General features: G+C 74.2%; 15 protein-coding genes. 11 read left to right on the forward strand and 4 right to left on the reverse strand.

Features of this window, described 5'->3' with window-relative positions; translation table 11 throughout:
* Nucleotides 1-10 precede the first annotated feature (10 nt).
* A complete protein-coding gene (locus B056_RS0115820; protein ID WP_018502839.1) occupies nucleotides 11-1,732 on the reverse strand; it encodes a glycosyltransferase family 4 protein in 1,722 nt (573 codons plus the stop codon).
* 239 nt (nucleotides 1,733-1,971) lie between these two features.
* Here B056_RS0115820 and B056_RS0115825 point away from each other — a divergent pair, with 239 nt between their 5' ends.
* From B056_RS0115825 to B056_RS0115835, 3 genes are all read left to right on the forward strand, one after another.
* Nucleotides 1,972-3,522 carry a lipopolysaccharide biosynthesis protein gene (locus B056_RS0115825; RefSeq protein ID WP_018502840.1) on the forward strand — a complete coding sequence of 517 codons (1,551 nt, stop codon included), beginning with the start codon at nucleotides 1,972-1,974 and terminating at the stop codon, nucleotides 3,520-3,522.
* A 169-nt stretch (nucleotides 3,523-3,691) separates the two neighbouring features.
* Nucleotides 3,692-4,486, forward strand: coding sequence for an FkbM family methyltransferase (locus B056_RS0115830; RefSeq protein ID WP_018502841.1), 795 nt, complete (start codon nucleotides 3,692-3,694; stop codon nucleotides 4,484-4,486).
* Nucleotides 4,486-6,330, forward strand: coding sequence for a hypothetical protein (locus B056_RS0115835; protein WP_018502842.1), 1,845 nt, complete (start codon nucleotides 4,486-4,488; stop codon nucleotides 6,328-6,330). Before B056_RS0115830 ends, B056_RS0115835 begins: the two co-directional genes overlap by 1 nt.
* Nucleotides 6,331-6,388: 58 nt before the next feature.
* On the opposite strand, the gene B056_RS0115840 is transcribed toward B056_RS0115835, so the two are convergent.
* Together B056_RS0115840 and B056_RS0115845 are read right to left on the reverse strand one after the other, a co-directional pair.
* Nucleotides 6,389-7,174: an ABC transporter permease subunit gene (locus B056_RS0115840; RefSeq protein WP_018502843.1), complete on the reverse strand. Its 786-nt coding sequence runs from the start codon at nucleotides 7,172-7,174 to the stop codon at nucleotides 6,389-6,391.
* Nucleotides 7,171-8,436, reverse strand: coding sequence for an ABC transporter ATP-binding protein (locus B056_RS0115845; RefSeq protein WP_026239761.1), 1,266 nt, complete (start codon nucleotides 8,434-8,436; stop codon nucleotides 7,171-7,173). The genes B056_RS0115840 and B056_RS0115845 overlap by 4 nt, the downstream gene beginning before the upstream one ends.
* 491 nt (nucleotides 8,437-8,927) lie before the next feature.
* Here B056_RS0115845 and B056_RS0115850 point away from each other — a divergent pair, with 491 nt between their 5' ends.
* The 4 genes from B056_RS0115850 (at nucleotide 8,928) to B056_RS0115865 (ending at nucleotide 13,407) form a co-directional block, all read left to right on the forward strand.
* Nucleotides 8,928-9,257, forward strand: a complete 330-nt coding sequence (locus B056_RS0115850) for a hypothetical protein (protein ID WP_035751652.1) — start codon at nucleotides 8,928-8,930, stop codon at nucleotides 9,255-9,257.
* A 363-nt stretch (nucleotides 9,258-9,620) separates the two neighbouring features.
* Nucleotides 9,621-11,498 (forward strand): PP2C family protein-serine/threonine phosphatase, encoded by a 1,878-nt coding sequence (locus tag B056_RS45395; protein ID WP_018502846.1) that lies wholly within the window; start codon nucleotides 9,621-9,623, stop codon nucleotides 11,496-11,498.
* A gap of 76 nt (nucleotides 11,499-11,574) precedes the next feature.
* Nucleotides 11,575-12,312: a DUF4230 domain-containing protein gene (locus B056_RS0115860; RefSeq protein ID WP_018502847.1), complete on the forward strand. Its 738-nt coding sequence runs from the start codon at nucleotides 11,575-11,577 to the stop codon at nucleotides 12,310-12,312.
* 498 nt (nucleotides 12,313-12,810) lie between these two features.
* Nucleotides 12,811-13,407, forward strand: a complete 597-nt coding sequence (locus B056_RS0115865) for an Hsp20/alpha crystallin family protein (protein WP_018502848.1) — start codon at nucleotides 12,811-12,813, stop codon at nucleotides 13,405-13,407.
* Between the two features lie 210 nt (nucleotides 13,408-13,617).
* Here the strand turns inward: B056_RS0115865 and B056_RS0115870 are convergent, their stop codons facing one another.
* Nucleotides 13,618-14,496 carry an exodeoxyribonuclease III gene (locus B056_RS0115870; protein ID WP_018502849.1) on the reverse strand — a complete coding sequence of 293 codons (879 nt, stop codon included), beginning with the start codon at nucleotides 14,494-14,496 and terminating at the stop codon, nucleotides 13,618-13,620.
* A 68-nt stretch (nucleotides 14,497-14,564) separates the two neighbouring features.
* Here B056_RS0115870 and B056_RS0115875 point away from each other — a divergent pair, with 68 nt between their 5' ends.
* The 4 genes from B056_RS0115875 to B056_RS0115890 form a co-directional block, all read left to right on the forward strand.
* Complete coding sequence (locus B056_RS0115875; RefSeq protein WP_018502850.1) at nucleotides 14,565-14,978, forward strand: hypothetical protein; 414 nt, start codon at nucleotides 14,565-14,567, stop codon at nucleotides 14,976-14,978.
* Nucleotides 14,975-15,694: a RibD family protein gene (locus B056_RS0115880; RefSeq protein WP_020572523.1), complete on the forward strand. Its 720-nt coding sequence runs from the start codon at nucleotides 14,975-14,977 to the stop codon at nucleotides 15,692-15,694. Before B056_RS0115875 ends, B056_RS0115880 begins: the two co-directional genes overlap by 4 nt.
* A gap of 93 nt (nucleotides 15,695-15,787) precedes the next feature.
* Nucleotides 15,788-16,645 (forward strand): DUF1206 domain-containing protein, encoded by an 858-nt coding sequence (locus B056_RS0115885; RefSeq protein ID WP_018502852.1) that lies wholly within the window; start codon nucleotides 15,788-15,790, stop codon nucleotides 16,643-16,645.
* A 251-nt stretch (nucleotides 16,646-16,896) separates the two neighbouring features.
* Nucleotides 16,897-18,382: ATP-binding cassette domain-containing protein (locus tag B056_RS0115890; RefSeq protein ID WP_018502853.1), on the forward strand; the 1,486-nt coding region annotated here is incomplete at its 3' end.

The following is an 18,382-nucleotide window of genomic DNA, read 5'->3' on the forward strand; positions in this document are numbered from 1 at the left end:
GTGGGGCGCCTCAGGACCGGGCGGCGGCGTGACTGCGTCCGGTGCGTCTCGCGCCGGCCTGCGTGGCGGCGAGGAGCAGGTCCTCGCCGGTGGCCGCGCGGGGCCGTTGGGCCGGCCGTAGCCCGCGGCGGGCGAGCGCCGTGCGGGCTCCGGTGCTGTCGGCCCCGTAGAACAGCGCGACGAACCGACGCCGCGGGCCGGACAGCCCGGCCGCGGGCCAGGCGGCCTCCGGCCCGGCCGTCTCGGGCCTGATCGTCTCGGGTCCGGTCGCCTCCGGTTCCGGGGTGACCTCGAAGACCAGGTCGGTCCGACGCAGGACGGGGACCTCCGCGTCGAGCGGAAGGTCGAACTCGACCCAGGTCGCCTGGTCGTCGCGGCGCCGCCGGTCCCGCCGACGGCGGGCGGCGAGTGGGCGCGCCGGCGTGTACCGGGCCGGAGGCTCACCCGGGCCCACGGCCGAGCGTCCGCCGGCGCTGGCTCCGGTCCCGGTGCCCGCCCCCACGTCCGCACCGGCCCCCGCGCCGGGACCGGCGAGCCGGTCGAGCTCGGATCCGATGACGGCGGCCAGCAGATCGGCGCTGGTGTCCCAGCCGAAGCCGCCGGCCCACGCCCGCGCGGCCGCGCGGATCTTCCCGGCCCGTGCCGGGTCGGCGAGCAGGGTCAACGCGCGATCGACCGTGTCGGCGAGCTGTCCGGGCTCGTCCACCAGCCAGCCGGTCACCCCGTCGCGGACCGAGTCGCGCAGCCCCGGCACCCGGAACGCGACCGCCGGCACCCCCATCCCGTTCGCCTCGAGCACCGACAGGCCCCATCCCTCGCCGTGGGAGGGGTTCACCGTCAGCCAGGCCGAGGCCAGCACGGTGTCGCGGACCTCGGCGGCCGCGAACCCGTACCAGCGCACGGTCGCGTCCGAGGAGCCGTCGCCCTGCGTGAGCATCAGTCGGGCGGCGATGTCGGCGAGGCGGGCGCGGTCCGGCCCGTCGCCGACGAGGTGCAGGCTGAGCCCCGGGTGCCGTCGGAGCAGCGTCGGCAGCGCCTCGATCAGCAGGTGCAGGCGCTTGTGCGGGACGAGCCGGCCCACGCACACGATCGTGGGCGCCGCCGCCCTCGCCGCGTCGGCACCGCTGCCGGCGGCGGTCCGGTCACCGGCGAGGGTGACGCCGTTCGGGACGAGGAACCGGGCCCCGGGCAGCGCCAGCACCCCGCGGGCCTCGTCCCTGGTGGACGGCGAGACCACGGCCACCGGCCGGCGGCCGTAGACCCACCGGCTGCCCGGGGTCTCGAGCAGCTGGCCGATCCGCGCGACCGGCCGCGGGAAGTACAGCGGGAACTGCTTCTGGTGGACGTGGTGCAGCACCTGCACCACCGGGATCCGTCCCGGCAGCACCAGCGGGCTGAAGAACGGGATGCCGTTCTGACAGTCGACGACGGCGTCGACCGGGTCCCCGGAGCGGGTCATCCGTGCCAGCCGGGCGAGCACCGACGGATAGACCCCGAAAGTGCCCCCGCCGCGGCGCACCTCGACTCCGCCGTCCGTCGACGCGGCGGCGGCGCCCGGCGGGCGGGAGGTGAGCAGGGTGACGCGGACGCCGGCCGCGGCGAACCGCTCCGCGACCGAGTGGCAGAACAGCTCCGCCCCGCCGGCCTGCGGATGGGCGTTGTCGCGCCAGTTGAGGAAGACCAGGTGACGCCCGGCGAGGGCGTGAACGGGCCGGGGCGCGGCTGTGGTCACCGGATGTCTCCCATCGCTGGAGGTCTTGCGGCGCAAACCTACTGGCCGGCCACCCCCCACCTTCGGGGGGCGGTACAGGACCGCCGCCCGCGACGGCACGATGTGTGTGGTCGTACGATTACCGGCAATTCCGCCCTTAGGTCGGTGGCCCGCCTCGACCGGTGCGCGGCACCGACCGCGGCAGGCACCCACAGATCCAGGACCGCAGATCCAGGACCACGGACCCAGGAAGAGGCAGAGTGGCGACGCGCTCCCGGGCGATGCTCGCCGGGATGTTGGCCGGCCCGGCGGCGCTGGCGGTCGCGGGTGTCCTGGTGAACGGCCTCAACCTGTTCATGAACCTGGTGCTCGCGCGGGTGCTCGACCCGGCCCAGTACGGCGCGGTGGTCGTCCAGGTCAGCATTTTCATGATCCTCTCGGTGTTCGGCAACGCGTTGCTCATCGCCGTCGTGCAGCGGGAGACCTCCGGCGACGGCGACAGTCGGCGCGCCCAGTGGGCCTGGATCAGGCGCCTGCGCGGCGCCTGTGGCCTCGGCGTGGTCGCCGCGTCGGCGGTAGCCGTACTGCTGTGCCGGCCGGCCGCGGCCCTGCTCTCCTACGCCCACCCGCTGGCCGTCGCGGAGGCCGTGGTCGGGGCGGCGGTGTGGACGCTGCTGTGCGTCGAGCGCGGGGTGCTCCAGGCCCGGGGCGCCTACTCGCGCCTGGCGGTCAACTTCGTGGTCGAGGCGGCGTTGCGGATCGGGCTGATCGTCGTCTTCGTGGGCGCGGGCCTGGGGGTCAACGGCGCGGGGCTCGGGTTGGTGCTGGGCATCGCGCTCGGCGCCGAGCACGCCCGGCTGGGCGTCGCGAAGGTCCCCCGCCCGGCGCGGGCCGCGGTGCCCCCCGCGGCTGCCACGGTTCCCGGCGGCGCGCCGCTCGCCGTCCGAGAGCAAGCCCTCGGCCTCGACGGGGCCACCGACATGCCCGTGGCCGGGCCGGGCCCGCTGACCGCCACCGGCCCGCTGCTCATCCCCGGGCCGACGCGATCCGGCCGCGGCGGGCTGCTGGCCGACACCTGGGTCGCGCTCGGCGCGCTCGTCCCGCTCGCGCTGCTGCAGAACATGGACGTCGTGATCGTCGGCTGGCTGGACCACGACGGGGCCGGCGCCTACGCGGCGATCTCGACGGCGTGCAAGGTCCCGGTGTTCATCGGCCTGGCGGTGGCGAACTTCCTGCTGCCCGAGGCCGCGCGCCGGCGGGCCGCCGGGCACGGCACGGCCCCGGCGCTGGCGGTCGCGGTCGCGTTCGTCGTCACCCCGGGGCTGCTGCTCGCGGGCCTCGGCACGGTGGCCGCCAGACCGCTGCTGTCGATGGTCTTCGGACCCGACCTCGCGGGCGCGGCGTCCTCGCTGTCCGTGCTCGCGCTGGGGATGACCTGCCTGGCCGTGACCATGATGTTCACCACCTACCTGCTCGGCGCGGCCCAGCGGCGGGTCGTCGCCGTCCTGACGGCGTGTGCCGTCGTCACGGCGGCGGGGCTGGGCCTCGCCGGCGGGGACGCGATGCGGACCTCGGTGGCCGGGCTCGTCTGCCATGCCACGACGGCGCTGGCCCTCGGAATCCTGGTGCACCTCCTGCACCGCGCCGACGCGCGGGCCGCCGCCGCGCGGGCCGCCGCCGCGCCGCCCGCCGGCGTGGTGCCGACCGCCGCCGGGCCCGGCGGACGGGTGGTGCCGGGAGGCGAGGCGGGTACGGTTCGTCCGGGTCAGCCTCCGCCCGGCGGCGAGGCGCGACCCGTCGGCGTCTGGTGACATCTGACAGCGCACCGCCCGCCGCGTCGCCGGCGGCCACCGGTGTCCACCCGTGCCGGGCGGCCGTGCCCGGCGAACGTTCCCATCGAGGCCCAGAACGGCCCGCCGGCCGGCGGGCCGGCGGGCCATCGCGGCCCGCCGGCCGGCGGGCCGTCCGAACGGAGTATCCGTGGCCCTGACCAGTTCCCTAGCCGAGCGCATCCCCGACCGGGTCTTCGCCTCGGCCATCGCCTACGCCCACCGTCGCTTCGAGCCGATCCTGAGCCAGGTCCGGATGTTCGTCGACCCGGACCAGACCGCGGTCGACGTGGGTGCCTGGTACGGCCCGTGGACCTACTGGCTGTCCCGGGCCGCCCGGTCGGTGGTGACCGTCGAGGCCAACCCGGAACTGGCCGACTTCGTGGCCAGGACGGCGCCGTCCAACGTGACCGTGGTGCCGAAGGCGGCGTCGGACACGGCCGGTACGGCACGGCTGTGGCTGCCCCCGGGCGGCCGGGGCACCGAGGGGCGCGCCTCGCTGCTGCGCCCGACCGGCCGCGACGCCGCCGGGGCCGCCGGGGCCGCCGGGGCCGAGGGCCGGGCGGTCGACGTGGAGACGATCCGGCTGGACTCACTCGACCTGCGGAACGTCGGCATGATCAAGATCGATGTCGAGGGGCACGAGCTGGCCGTCCTGCGCGGCGCCGAGGGCCTGGTACGCCGGTTCCGGCCGGTGCTGGTCGTCGAGGTGGAGGACGCGCGCTCGCCGGCCGCCGACACCCTCGACCTGCTGGCGAGCTGGGGCTACGAGGGCACTTTCCACCTCGACGGGGTGTGGCACCCGCTGGAGGGCTTCGACCTGGTCGGGCACCAGCGCGGGATGGAGTCCGTCGCCCAGCACGGCTACCTGCGCATCGTCGCCGAGGGCACCGGCGACAGCTACGTCAACACGATCGTCTTCCGTCCCAAGGCCGCCCGGATCTGATGCCGGAACCGACCGACGCGGCCGACCCGACGAACGCGGCCGACGCGGCCGAGCTCGACCCGGACGCCACCAACGATCTCGGCCGGCACCGTGGCGGCCGACCGCCACGCGGCCGGCCGCGTGCCCCCGCCCCCAGCCCCGCCCCGGCGTTCACCCGCCGACGGCTGATCACCGGCGTGGCCGGCCTCGGCGCGCTGTCCGCCGCCGGGGCGGCCGCGTGGCGCCTGCTCGACGGCGGCTCCGACCTGCCGTCGCTGCGGATACCCTCACCGCACGCGTCCACTCCGGTGGGCGGGGTCACCGCGGCTCCGTCCATGCCCGCCGGCTCACTCAAGGAGATCCCCGAGGACCTGCTGGCGATCTTCGGCGCGCCGGGCACCTTCGGGGCCCTCGGCTCCGGGTCCAGGATCGAGGTCGTCGAGGTGCCGGGCTGGGGGTTCGGCCCCGGGCAGGCCGGATTCATGTCGGCGGTCGCGGCCGACGGCACGGTCTTCATCAGCACGACGCCGTTCACCGACGACCAGTCGAAGCTCACCGGAACCGGTATGGAGCTCGGCCTGTTCGAACCGGAGGGGCGGCGCTTCACCCGCCTGGTCGTCCCGTCCTCCACCGGCCGGGACGCGCAGCCGCGAGCCGACCCCACCTTCGCCGGGATCGGTGGCGGCGACGTCTCGGACGTCATCGTGGTGCCCGCGCCGTCCGGGGAGGACGGCGAACGGGCCGTCTTCACCTCGCTGATGCCTTACTACAACTGGGACGTGCGGACCTACGGCCAGCTGCCGGCCGTCGGGCAGCTGCGCCGCGACGGCTCCGCCGGCGCGTGGCGCTACGACCCGGCGCTGTCGCGCACCGCCGACGCCCTGGCGGGCACCCTCGAACCGCACGTCGCCGCCACCGCCTTCCCCGTCCTCACCCAGGGGCAGCCACGCTCGCCCCGCGGGCCCGCGTCCATCACCAGGCTGCCGCGCAGCGGGCACCTCGTCGTCGCCCAGTACCTCGGCACCGGCTACGGCGGGACGGAGAACGGCGCGCTGATGGTCCTCGACCTCGACGGCCGGGTCCGCGCGTACTGGCAGTACCCGCAGGTCCGGCCGCTGGGTGTGCAGGTGGTGGTCAACCCGCGGGAGGTCGTCGCCGACCCGACCAGCGAGACCGACGACGAGCGCTTCGTCCTGATCTGCGACTGCCGGGGCGCCGACTACGTCACGCACCCGTTCCCGATCCAGGAGTTCTCCTACCAGGCGTCCACCGGCCGGATCAGCCCGCGCAGCACCGCGGTGCGCGCCGCGCAGGACGGCTCGCGGATGGAGACCGCCAGCTTCGGCGCGGACGGCACCCTCTACGTGGCCCGGACGAAGGCCGACGGGCTGCGCGCCGACCGCCTCGCGGTCTACCCGAAGCTCGGGCGGGAGCGGGGCCTGGTCAGCCGGACCCCGGCGGTCGGCAACTGGCCGGTCGACACCTGGGGCCAGGACAACCGGCCGGACTTCCTCGTCGCCGACACAGACCGCGGCGGGCTGGTGCGCAGCCTGACCGTCGACCCGACGACCGGGGCGGTGCTCCTCGCCGGCCTGGACGGTTTAGTGACGGCGGTACGCCCGGCGGGCCAGGGCAGTCGGATGACCTTCCGAACCCTCGACCCGGTGGACGTCGGCCTTGATCATCTGCGTGGTCCGGCGACCCGGTACGTGGGGATCCGGCGGGGGGCGGTGGACGCGCGGCGCCGGGTGCTGTGGCTGCCGGTGAACCAGATGGTGCTCGACGGCATCCGCTGGCCCTACCCGCCGTTCAAGCTGGACCAGTGGCTGCTGCGGGTGAACCTGGACGTGCTGCTGCGCGAATGAGCCGTTGCCCGCGCCGGGCGGTTCCGGTGCGCCGGGCGGCGCCGGGTGGCCCGCGGCCTCAGGCGGTGACGTCGCGGCGGCGGAAGAGCACCGCGGTGATCGCCGCGGCCAGGCCGCAGAACACCAGCACCCGCAGGGCCGCCGTGGCGTACGCCGTCGCGTACCCGTTGCCGCCGACGGCCACGATCTCCATCAGGTGCGCCGGCAGCCACCCGCCGGCCGGGCCGTAGATCCGGGACACCAGCATCTCGACCGGCAGGGCGTAGGCGACCCCGACCGCGATCGCCGCGGCGGGGGAGCGCAGCACCACGGCCGCGAGCGCCCCGACGGCGGCGTAACCGAGGGCGCCGAACGCCACGTTGGCCAGGCCCTTCCCGAACTCGGCCAGCCCGGCAAGGGACAGCCAGGCGCCCGTCGGGATGTCCTTCAACGGGGCCAGGGCGAACGACAGCCCCACCGAGACCAACGCGGACACGGTGACCACGAGCACGAGGAACACCGCGAGCGCCAGCATCTTGCCGGCCAGCAGCCGCGACCGGTGCGGTTGCGCGACGAGCTGGTTGCGCAAAGTCCCGTGGGAGTACTCGCCGGCGATCGCCGAGGCGGTGACGGACAGCGCGACCACGCCGAGCAGGATCGTCACCGCCGCCAGCCCCTCGATGATCCCGGACGGCGCGGCGAGCATCGCGACCGACACCGGATCGCCGTCGAAGTCGGTACGGCCCGCCGAGAAGATCGTCAGCGTCGTGCCCAGCGCGGCGACGGCGGCGACGGCGACCAGAATGCCGATCAGGAACCGCCGGCGCAGCAGCGGCACCCATTCGGAACGGAAGGCGTCGATCATGTGGCACCACCTCGCATCGTCAGGTCACCGTCGACGTCCCCCGTCGCCTTGAGGAAGGTCTCCTCCAGGTTCGGTCGGTGCGTCCGGATCGAGCGCAGAGTGATCCCGGCCCGCATGGCGATCCGGTTGATGTCCGGCGCCAGCCCCTCGGGCGCGTGCGCGACGACCACCGGGTGCCGTTCGACCGGTGTCGGCATGGGCCGTGACCCGCCGGCCATCTCGATCTCCGTCCGCAGCCCGGTCGCCCCCAGCACCCCGGCGAGCCGGACGGCGTCGTCGTCGCGCTCGGGCACCATCAGGATGCGCGGGTCCTCGGCCGCCAGGAGCTCGGCCACGTGCCCCTGGAACAGCATCCGGCCGTTTCTGATCATCACCAGGTGGTCGCAGATCTGTTCCACCTCGGAGAGCAGGTGGCTGGACACGAAGATGGTCATCCCGGTGCCGGCGAGATCCCGCAGCAGCGTGCGGATCTCCCGGATGCCGGCCGGGTCCAGCCCGTTCGTCGGCTCGTCCAGGATCAGCAGGTCCGGGTCGGGCAGCAGCGCCGCCGCGATGCCGAGCCGCTGCTTCATCCCGAGCGAATAGGTGCCGAAACGGTCGTCCGCCCGGGTGGAGAGGCCGACCTGGTCGAGCACCTCCGCCACCCGGTCGCGGCGGCCCCGTCGGCCGTGGCCGACCCGGCCGGCCGCTCCGGCGGCGGCTGGTCCCGTGCCGCCGGACCGGCGCCCGCCGGTCCCGCCCGCCCGGTGGGCCCGGCCCAGTCCGCGCAACAGCGCGAGCTGGTCGAGATTGCGCCGGCCGGACAGACCCGGATGGAACGTGGGCCCCTCGATCATCGCCCCGGTGCGGTCGAGGTAGCGGTCGGGCGCGCTCACCGGCTCGCCGAGGACGTAGGCCTGGCCCTCGGTCGGGCGGACCAGGCCCAGCAGCATCCGCAGCGTCGTCGACTTGCCGGCGCCGTTCGGCCCGACGAAACCGGACAGGGCGCCGACGGGAATGCGCAGGTCAAGATGATCGACGACACGGTGCTCGCCATAACGCTTGGTCAGGCCGCGGGTCCACACCGCGGTGTCGGACGGCACCGGCCGCGCTCCGTGCCGCCCGGCCGGTGGACGCCTGCCGACCGGCCTGGTCCCGGTGAGCGTGGTGGTGGCGGTGCCTGATCCGCGGGCGACCGCTCGGCCCTCGGGGGACGTGCGCTCCGGCTGGGCCGAGGCGCGGTGCCGGCCGCGGGCCGGCTCCGCGGGCGTGCCCGCCGTCATCGCGTGCCTGATGAGGTCGTCGTCGGCATCGTCGGAATGATCTCCTTCGGGCGAGTGGACGTCATGGTCGCCGGACGGCGACGAGGAGGGCGGTACGCCCACGGACTTGGGCACGGGCCGCGGACGACCGTCGTGTTGGGACCGGGTTCGAGTGATCGCGCCTGGGCCAGTGGAGCGCGGGGCGTCTTCCGCCGGGGCCGATGCTCCGCACCGCGGCTGCGCACCACCACCACACGGCCTGCACTGACGAAACAGGCGGGTGGCTGCAGGTAGCCGCCAGCTGGGTCGGCGGGTTCCACTCTTTCCTCTTAGTTACTCGAACGAACGCACGGTAGTCGAACGTTCCTGGCGGTGTCCTGTCGAGCCGAGTGGCCCGGGGTTGGGGCCCACCCATGGCGATGGTTCCCGAGAGTGTTCATTGGGTATCTCAACGTGACCGTGGTTCGCCCAGTGCCCATCCGGGGCGGGCGGTGGCCGGCGGGGGGCGATCGATGGTCTGGTTCGTGCTCACCTCGTTCGGGCTCGGGACGCTGGTCGCGGTCGCGGCCCGAGCGGTCCTTCCAGGCCGCCGTCCACTGACGTTGGGGACGGCCTCGGTGCTGGGAGTGCTCGGCGCGCTGCTCGGCGGAGCGGTCGGCCAGGCCGTGCTCGGCGGCCCGGCGGGCGGCGGGCCCGCGCCCCGGGCGGCCGTCGGACCCCTTGTCGGCGCCCTGCTGGCGGTCGCGATCGGTTGGGGCGTGCGGGCGCACCGTTACCACAGTGGACCGCGCCCAGCCGGGTCCCAGCGGCCGAGGCCCGAGCGTGTCGGCCCGCGTCGCTGACGGATCCCGCCGGTGTGGTGTCCCGCGCGGACCACCACCACCCGATGCCCGCCCGATGGCCGCCCGATGTCTCACCGATGTCCGGCGCGCCGACGGCCCCGGAGCCCGCCGGAATCCGGCCGCCATTCCCGGTCGCGACGATGCTGACGCGTGCCAACCATGCATACCCGACACCAGGGCTACCAGTTGTCGACACCGAACGATGTCTGGATCTGGTGCCCTGGCGTTGCTGATCGGATGGCCGCCGGATGGGTGTCTCCCGACCTGGACGACAATGCCTCCTGAGGACAGTGCGTCGTGGCGGGACGGCCTCCCCGGGGACACCCCTGGGATCACCGCGGTCGTGCGCCGGAGGGGTGACGGGTGGCTGAGACTGCGGGTCTGCGCAGCGGCATCCGCGTGCTCGTCACTATCTCCACGATCGCCGTGGCCGTCATGCTCGCGCTCGCGGTGTTCGCCGCGTTGCGCGCCAACTCCGCGGCCGCCGAGCGCGGCGAACGGCTCGACCCGGCGGCGACGACCACGGCTCTCCTGCTCGCCGACTTCGTCGACCAGGAGAGCGCCGTCCGCGGCTACCTCATCACCGAGGAGCCGAGCTTCCTCGGCCCGTACAACGAGTCCGACCGCACGATTCCCCAGCAGATGAACCGGCTGCAGCAGCTGTTGGCCGAGTTCCCCGACCTCGTCGAGGGGACCGTCGAGATCGAGGCGGCCTACCAGGCGTGGCGCAGCGACGTCGCCGAACCCGAGGTCGCCGCGATGGAGGACGGCGACGTCCAGGCCGCACGGAAGATCGAGAAGGCCGGCGGCCGGGTGCGCTTCAACGAGCTGCGCGGCCGGGTGGCGGATCTCGGGGTCGCGATCGACAACGAGCAGACCGCGGCGTCCGGGCGGCTGGAGAGCGCCGCGGTGCTCCTGCTCAGCTCGCTGGCGAGCGCCGCGTTCGTGATCCTCGGCGTGGTACTCACAGTGCTGACCGTGCTGCGCAGGTGGCTGCTGCGGCCCATCGACGCCCTGCGCCGGGCGGTGAACGCCGTCGCGGCCGGCCGCTACGACACCCGGATCCCCGAGGTCGGGCCGACGGAGATCGTCGAGCTCGCCGGCAACATCGAGGCGATGCGCGCCCAGCTCGTCCGGCTCGTGCGGCAGAACGAGCGGTCCTGGGAGGCCCTCGCCCAGCAGGGGCCCGCGGTGGTCGCGCTGCGGGACGCGCTCACCCCGTCCGTGCTGCGGGCACCCGGGCTGGTGCTGCGCGGCCGGGTCGATCCCGCGCAGGGCGAGCTCGCCGGCGACTGGTACGACTCCTTCGAGCTCCCGGACGGGCGGGTCGGGATCGTCGTCGGTGACGTCTCCGGCCACGGCGCCGTGGCCGGTGTCTTCGCGTTGCGTCTCAAACAGCTCCTGGACGCCGCGCTGACCCGGGGCGCCGATCCCGGCCAGGCGATCGAGTGGGTCGTCGACAGCCTCGGCGAGACCGACGAGATGTTCGCGACCGCGGTGGTGGCGGTGGTCGACCCGGCCAGCGGCGAGGTCCGGCTCGCCAACGCCGGCCATCCGGACGCCCTGCTGCTGCGCCGGCCGTGCCGCGCCGGGCCCGCGGCCGAGGTCGGCGTGGCCGCGTCCGGGGTGGGGGAGCCGGCGGGTCCGGCCGGGCCGCGGACGGTCGTCGCCGCCGCCGGCTCGTTTGTCGCCGGTGCCGGTGCCGGTGCCGGTGCTGTCGTCGGCAGCGGCAGCGGCAGCGGTGCCGTCGCCGGTGCCGTCGTCGGCGAGACCATCGAGGGCGAGGCCGTCGAACGTGACCCGGCTGGAACGGACGTTGTCAGGACGGACGCCGACTCCGGTGGGCAGACCTGGGAGCTGGGGCTCCAGGGAGCGGGGCCGGGACGGCCGCAGGTCGCCGGCCGCCGGGCGGAGGTGGCCTGGCTGGCCGCCACCGGGCCGATCATGTCGAACCTGGTCGCGGCCGACGGCGCGTGGCACACCGACGTCCTGCGGCTGGAACCCGGCGACGTGCTGTTCGTGTACACCGACGGGCTGGTGGAGGCCAGGAACGCGGCCCACCAGCAGTTCGGCGTCGACCGGCTCGTCGCCGAGCTGCTGCGCGACCCGCGGCGGGCACCGGCCGAGCTGTTGGACGACGCGTTCGAAGCGGTGCGGCGCCATGCCCCCGGCCGGCCGAGCGACGACCGCACCGCCATCGTCGTGGCCCGCACCGCCGAGGTCTCCCGCCCGCGTTCCTGACCCGGGTCGCGGAAGCGACGCGCGGCACGATCGCGACGGCGATTGATCGCAATCTTCGTCGGGTACATGTCCGACCATGAGTGACGAGTCCGGTTCCGCCCTTCGGGACACGCCTGGTTCCACCGAGCAGGACGAATCCGGCGCCACGCGACGCATCCGCGCGGCGCGCACCCGGCTCAACCCCGTCCGCCTGATCGCCTACCTCGTGCTGGTGATCCTCGTCATCTCCGGGATCGCGTTCGTCGCCGGTTGGCGGCCGTCGCTACCCAACCCGTTCGAGGAGCGGACGATCGACCGCAGCTCGCCGGCCGTGCTCCGCTCGCTCGAGGATCTCAGTGAGTACCACGCGGCGAGCGCGCACTTCGAGGTCGTCGTCGACCTGGAGGAGGACAGCCGCTGGATCCCGGACGCGCTGCGCGGCGAGCGCACGCTGTTCGTCGGGGTCGGCACCGTCGACTCGGTCGTCGACTTCGGCAAGCTCGGGGACGGCGCCGTGACCGTCTCCGAGGACCGGCGGTCGGTGAGCATCGAGCTGCCCTCTCCCACCGTCTCCGAGCCGCGGCTCGATCTCGACAAGAGCTACGTGGTCGCCCGTCAGCGGGGGGTGCTGAACCGGGTGGGCGGGCTGTTCGGTGACCAGAGCAATGACTCCGAGCTCTACAAGACGGCCTCCGCGAAGATGGGCGACGCCGCGAAGGCCGACGGCCAGGTGCTCGCGCTCGCGAAGACGAACACCACGGCGATGCTGCGCGGCCTGCTCGGCGCGCTCGGCTTCACCGATGTGAAGGTGACCTACGCGGAGGACCCGAAGTAAACGCCCCGGGCGCCGAGTCCCTCCCGCCGGTGGTCTCGGGCCGACGGGGTGGCCTCGGCGGCGGGTGGTCACGCGGCCCAGCGCGATCCGGAAGGCCGGACGCGCTGGGCCGCGCACGCGTCGGCCGATCCACGGAGACCGCCGCCGGTCCGTCGGCCGGCTCCCAGCCCCGCCCGTGACTCCAGCCCCGCCCCTGGGTCCGGCTCACTGGTGGTCAGAAGGCATCCTCGCGCGAGGTTTCTCCTGGTCGGCGACGTAACGCGGGTGACTGTCGGGTCCTGAGGCGATTTTTCCCGCGGGGCGGGGCTCTTCTCCGGAAGAACAGAGCTGCCGTCCGCGAGGGTTCCGCACATCAGTGCCATGCGAGTTATTGAGCTCACTTGCCTTCGTAAGATTGAGTCCTTTAGACTCATTCTCGTGCCCGACGGACAGGCCGATCGGGCCCGACGACGAGAGGCTTCACGCACGAGGCCCCGCCCAGAGGGGAGTACGACCGAGATGAGCACCTACCTGTGGGACCCGTTCGCCGCGTTCGAGCGCATGGACCGCGAGTTCAACGAGATCGTCCGGCGGTCGTGGGGCTCGCGGGAGCGCGCCGTGCGCCCGCTGCGCGCCACGAACCGGCCGCAGGGCGTCGTGCCGAGCGCCGACGTCCTGGTCGACGGCGACGACGTTCTGATCAATCTCGAGCTGCCGGGTGTCGACGTCGAGAAGGACGTCACGGTGGAGATCGACCGCGGGGCGCTCGTCGTCCGCGGTGAGCGCTCCTCCGCCCAGGAGAAGACGGTCGACGGCCGGGTGCACCGGGAGCGGTGGCACGGCTCGTTCCGTCGGGAGTTCGCCCTCCCGGAGAACGTCGACGCGACCGGGATCAGCGCGCGGTACGACCGCGGCGTGCTGACCGTCCGGCTGGCGGGAGCGGCCGCCGCGCCGCGCAGCACCCGGATCCCCGTCAACGCCTCGTCGGCGGCGCAGCTGCCGACGGCGGAGAGCGGCGCCGGTACTCGGACCAGCGCCGGCACCGAGACCAGCGCCGTCGCGGAGACCGGCGCCCCGCGTGCCGACGACCCGGCGGCCGATTCGTCCGCGTCCTGACCCCACGCGGCACCGGTCGGCGCGCTCGCGGCGACTGACCGGGCCCGAGATCTGATCGCCCCCGGCGCACGGACCCTGTCTGGTCCGTGCGCCGGGGGCGACCGCGTTACGGGCCGTGTCGGTGTCGGCCGGGCGGGGAAGCGCCGGCGTCGGCCGGCCTCGGGGCGGTCAGCGGCCGTTCCGGGGGCGGTCAGGGGCGGTCAGGGGCGGTCAGGTCGAGGCACGGCGGCGGGTGCCCGCCCCGGAGCGCCCGGAGGAACCGCGCGCGGACGGCGGTGGCACCATCGGCCCGATGTCGCCGTCCGGCGCCTCGTCCAGGTCGACGACGACCGGGGCGTGGTCGCTCGTCCCGGTGCCCTTGCGGGCGGCCCGGTCGACCCACACCGCCCGGGCCCGGGCCGCGACGTCGGCCGTGGCCAGGGTCAGGTCGATGCGTATCCCGTAGTTCTTGGGGAAGCAGAGCTGGCGGTAATCCCAGTAGGTGTAGACGGTCTCGGTCGGCCAGCGCTCGCGCATCAGGTCGAGCAGGCCGGCGTCGTGCAGCCGGGCGAGCGCGGCCCGCTCGGCCTCCGTCACGTGGGTGGCGCCCGCGAACTCGGCGATGTCCCAGACGTCGGCGTCCGTCGGCGCGATGTTGAAGTCGCCGAGCGTCATCATCGGGCCCTGCGCGGCGAGTTCGGCCACGACGTCACGCAGCGCGGCCAGCCAGGCCAGCTTGTAGGCGTAGTGCGGATCTTCCACCGTGCGGCCGTTGGGCACATACAGCGACCAGATCCGGATCCCGCCGCAGCTCGCGGAGATCGCCCGCGGCTCGGGCCCCGGGAACCCCGGGTCGCCGGGCAGCCCGCGCCGCACGTCGTCCAGCCCGGAGCGGGAGAGGATCGCCACCCCGTTCCAGCGGCCGTCGCCGTGGTGCGCGACCCGGTAGCCGCGACGGAACAGATCCTCGTCGAAGAGCTCGAGGAACGCCTCGTCCGAGAGCTTGGTCTCCTGCAGGCAGACCACGTCGGGGCTCGCGCGGTCAAGCCATTCGATCAGCCGGGCCTGCCGGGCCTTGGCCGAGTTGATGTTCCAGGTCGCGATCCGCACACCGTGAGACGGTAGTCCCCACCTCCGACAGATCTCGGCACCGACCGGTCCGTGCCATCCTCGGAGGCATGACACCGATGTCCGCTCCTGGCAGGAACGCGCGGACGGGCCGACCGGGATTCGCCGCGGCCCTGTTCGTCGCGGCGGGCGCCGCCGGCCTCGCCGGCTGTGACCAGGTCTCCGAGGAAACCCGCGCGGCCGGCGCGACCGTGGTCTGCTCACAGATCGACATCCAGCCGAGTGAGATCGAACGGAACCCGGAGTCGGCGCGGCTGGTCGCCCTCCTCGTGCGAGACCTGGCGCCCGAGGACGACATCCGCGCCATCGCCGGCCGCGTCGCGGACGATCCGACGGTGCTCAGCCCACGCGCCCAGCTCGCGGACTGGGTGGACCAGCGCTGCGGGAACGCCGTCAGCGGCCCGGGCGGCTCCGGCGGTGCCGGCGGCGGGGAGGACTCGGACGGCGAAGACTCCGAGGAGTGACCATTCGCCCGTACGTGCTCCTGAGCTGCGCGATGTCGCTGGACGGGCGGATCGACGACTGCTCGCCCCAGCGGCTGGTCCTCTCCAGCCCGGCCGATCTCGACCGCGTGGACGAGGTCCGGGCCGGCTGCGACGCGATCCTGGTCGGTGCCCGCACGCTGCGCCGCGACAATCCCGGGCTCGCGGTCCGCTCGCGGCGCCGCCGGGCCGAGCGGACGGCGGCCGGCCGGCCGGCGACGCCGCTGCGCGCCGTCCTGACCAGCGGTGGACGGCTCGACCCGGACGCCCGCTTCTTCCTGGACGGCGCGGAGAAGGTCGTCTACCGGTTCCCCGGGGCCGAGACCGGGGCCGGGGCCGGAGCCGGAGCCGCGCCCGCGCCGGCCGTCCACCGGGAGCTCGCCGCGGTGGCGACCGTCGTCGATCTCGAGGCGCCGCCGCTGGAGCACCTGCTGGACGACCTGAGCCGACGCGGCACACGGCGGCTGCTGGTCGAGGGCGGCACCACCGTGCACACCGCGTTTCTCACCGCCGGCCTGGTCGACGAACTGCACCTGGTCATCGCGCCGTTCTTCGTCGGTGAGGCGGCCGCCCCGACGTTCGTCGGCCCGGGTGCGTTCCCGTTCGACGCCGCGCACCGGCTGCGGCTGGCGGACGTCCGCCAGCTCGACGGCGTCGTGCTGTTGCGTTACCTGACGCCGTCCGCTTCCGTGACCTGAGGTCGTCCGGCTGGCGCCTATCCGTTTTGTGGGTCTCCCGTCGGGCAGACGGCCTAAGGGCGTTCCGCCCGAACTGTTCGTCGAGGAGGGGCCGTGTCCGTACCCAGTGTCGCGCGACCAGAGCGCGCGGCCGCGTCCGCCGGCGGTGCCAATGCGCGGCGTGCCCGCGACAGCAAGGCGGTCGACCTGACCGCACGCCTCGGTTTCGCCGCCCGAGGCCTGGTCTACATCCTGATCGGGATCATCGCGCTGCAGATCGCGTTCGGTGGTTCCGGGGAGCGGGCGAACCGGCAGGGCGCGCTGCGGGAGATCTCGGACAAGCCCTTCGGTACGGCGGTACTGGTTCTGCTCGTCATCGGATTCATCGGATACGCGCTGTGGCGCCTGCTGGAAGCGGCGGTCGGGCACCGCGAGGAATCCGACGAGAAGAAGCGCGCGGCCAAGCGGGTGGTATCCGGTATCCGCGGTGTGATCTACCTTGTCATCGCGGGCAGCACCGTCGCCTTCCTCACCTCGGGTGGTTCGGGATCGGGTTCTGGTGAGCCCGCTCCGTACACGGCGCGGGTCATGGGCAACAGCGGTGGCCGGTGGTTGGTCGGCGCGGTCGGCCTGATCGTGGTCGGCGCCGGCATCGGCATGATCGTCAAGGGTGTGCTGACCAAGTTCGAGGAGAAGCTCAGGAGCGGGGAGATGAGCCCCGCGCTGCGCGCCGCCACCAAGCGCATCGGGCAGGCCGGGTACATCGCCCGGGGTGTCGTGTTCGGCCTGGCCGGGGTGTTCGTGGTCAAGGCCGCCGTCGAGTTCGACCCCGACGAGGCCAAGGGTTTCGACGGCACGCTGCGCACGATCGCCGACCAGGCGTACGGCCAGGTGCTGCTCGTCCTCTGCGCCGTGGGACTGGTCCTGTTCGGGGCCTACTCCTTCATCGAGGCGCGCTACCGCAGGCTCTGAACCAAGCTCCCCGCATGGCCGAACCGCCCGCCGTGGGAAGGCGGGCGGTTCCGATCATCCGCTCTGATGGTTTGCTTTGTCGGTCGTCGCCTTCCGGACATGTCGCGGATCAGTGCAGAATCCGTCGGGTCGGGCAGGCAGACTAGGTGTCGTCGAGCGGACGATCAACGTCCCCGCGCGGCCACGCGCTCGCCTGGCTGACACAGACATCGCAGCCGGCACCATGGCGGTAGGGGCAAGGGGGAGTACAGGTGGATCGGACCACGCTGAGCGTGATCAGCCCGGCGGGCCACAACACGCTGACGGGCGACGCTCCGTGCGTGGTCGGTCGGGCACGCGGCGCGGACATCGTCATCAACGACGCGAGGGTGTCCCGGCGTCATCTCGTGCTCGAGCCGGTCGCCGGCGGCTGGCAGGTGCGGGACACCAGCGCCAACGGCCTCTGGCAGGACGGGCGCCGGATGGGCGACACCACGGTCCACTCGACCGAGGTCCGGTTCCGGCTCGGTGCCGCGGACGGTCCCGAGGTCGTGCTGGTGCCCTCACCCGTCGGGCTCGCCGCCGGCGCCGCGGCGGGCTCCGTGCCCGCCGCCTCGGCACCCGCTCCCGCGGTCCCGACCGGGCCGCCGCCGCGGGTGGCCGGTGCGCCGGGGTGGCCCTCGTCCAACGCCACCCCCGGCCACGCGCCCGCCGTCCCCGGTCGCGCACCTGCTCTCGGCCGTGCGCCCGTCTCCGGTCGGACCCGGCCGGCGGCGGCCGCGCCCGCCGTCCCGGTACCGGGACGCCCGGCGGTCCCACCGGCCTCGCCGGTCCCGGCGGCTCAGCAGCCACCGCCGGCCGGGGGTTCCGGCACCGCCGGCCCGACCCCCCCCTCAACGGCTCCCGACCTGGAGACGGCGCAGAGCGCCATCGTGCACGCCCGGCGCAAGCTGCACCCGCTGCGGCCCGGGACGCTGCGCCTGGGCCGCTCGCGCGACAACGACATCTCCGTCTCGGACCTGCTCGCCTCGCGTCACCACGCCGAACTGCTCGTCGCCCCCGGCCGGGTGGAGGTCGTCGACCTCGGGTCGGCGAACGGCACCTTCCTCAACGGCCAGCGCATCGGGCGGGCCCAGGTCGGGCAGCGTGACGTCATCGCGATCGGTCACCACCTCTACCAGCTCGAGGGCGACTCGCTGGTCGAGTACGTCGACTCGGGCGACGTCGCCTTCGAGGTGCAGGCGCTGTCGGTGTTCGCCGGCACCAAGCAGTTGATGCACGACATGACCTTCCGGCTGCCCGGCCGCTCGCTGCTCGGTGTGGTCGGTCCCAGCGGGGCGGGCAAGTCGACCCTGCTCAACGCGCTGACCGGCTTCCGCCCGGCGGACGTGGGCTCCGTCCGCTACGCCGGGCGGGATCTCTACGCGGAGTACGACGAGCTGCGCCGGCGGATCGGCTACGTGCCGCAGGCCGATCCGCTGCACGCCCAGCTCACCGTGCGGGAGGCGCTCGAGTACGGCGCCGAGCTGCGGTTCCCCGCGGACACCACCGCGCAGGAACGGCGGGCCCGGGTGGCGGAGGTGATCGGCGAGCTCGGTCTGACCGCGCATTCCGACACCCCGGTGAGCCGGCTGTCGGGTGGGCAGAAGAAGCGGACGTCGGTGGCGCTGGAGCTGCTGACCCGGCCGTCGCTGCTGTTCCTGGACGAGCCGACGTCGGGGCTGGACCCGGCGAACGACCAGTCGGTGATGGAGACGC

The sequence above is a fragment of the Parafrankia discariae genome (assembly GCF_000373365.1).
Taxonomy (GTDB): Bacteria; Actinomycetota; Actinomycetes; order Frankiales; family Frankiaceae; genus Parafrankia; species Parafrankia discariae.

Bases quoted from the DNA above. Each gene is read 5' to 3' on its own strand.
- B056_RS0115835 (WP_018502842.1), top strand. From the start codon at position 4,486: ATGCCGGAACCGACCGACGCGGCCGACCCGACGAACGCGGCCGACGCG.
- B056_RS0115865 (WP_018502848.1), top strand. From the start codon at position 12,811: ATGAGCACCTACCTGTGGGACCCGTTCGCCGCGTTCGAGCGCATGGAC.
- B056_RS0115845 (WP_026239761.1), bottom strand. From the start codon at position 8,436: ATGACGGCGGGCACGCCCGCGGAGCCGGCCCGCGGCCGGCACCGCGCC.
- B056_RS0115840 (WP_018502843.1), bottom strand. From the start codon at position 7,174: ATGATCGACGCCTTCCGTTCCGAATGGGTGCCGCTGCTGCGCCGGCGG.
- B056_RS0115850 (WP_035751652.1), top strand. From the start codon at position 8,928: ATGGTCTGGTTCGTGCTCACCTCGTTCGGGCTCGGGACGCTGGTCGCG.
- B056_RS0115875 (WP_018502850.1), top strand. From the start codon at position 14,565: ATGACACCGATGTCCGCTCCTGGCAGGAACGCGCGGACGGGCCGACCG.
- B056_RS0115860 (WP_018502847.1), top strand. From the start codon at position 11,575: ATGAGTGACGAGTCCGGTTCCGCCCTTCGGGACACGCCTGGTTCCACC.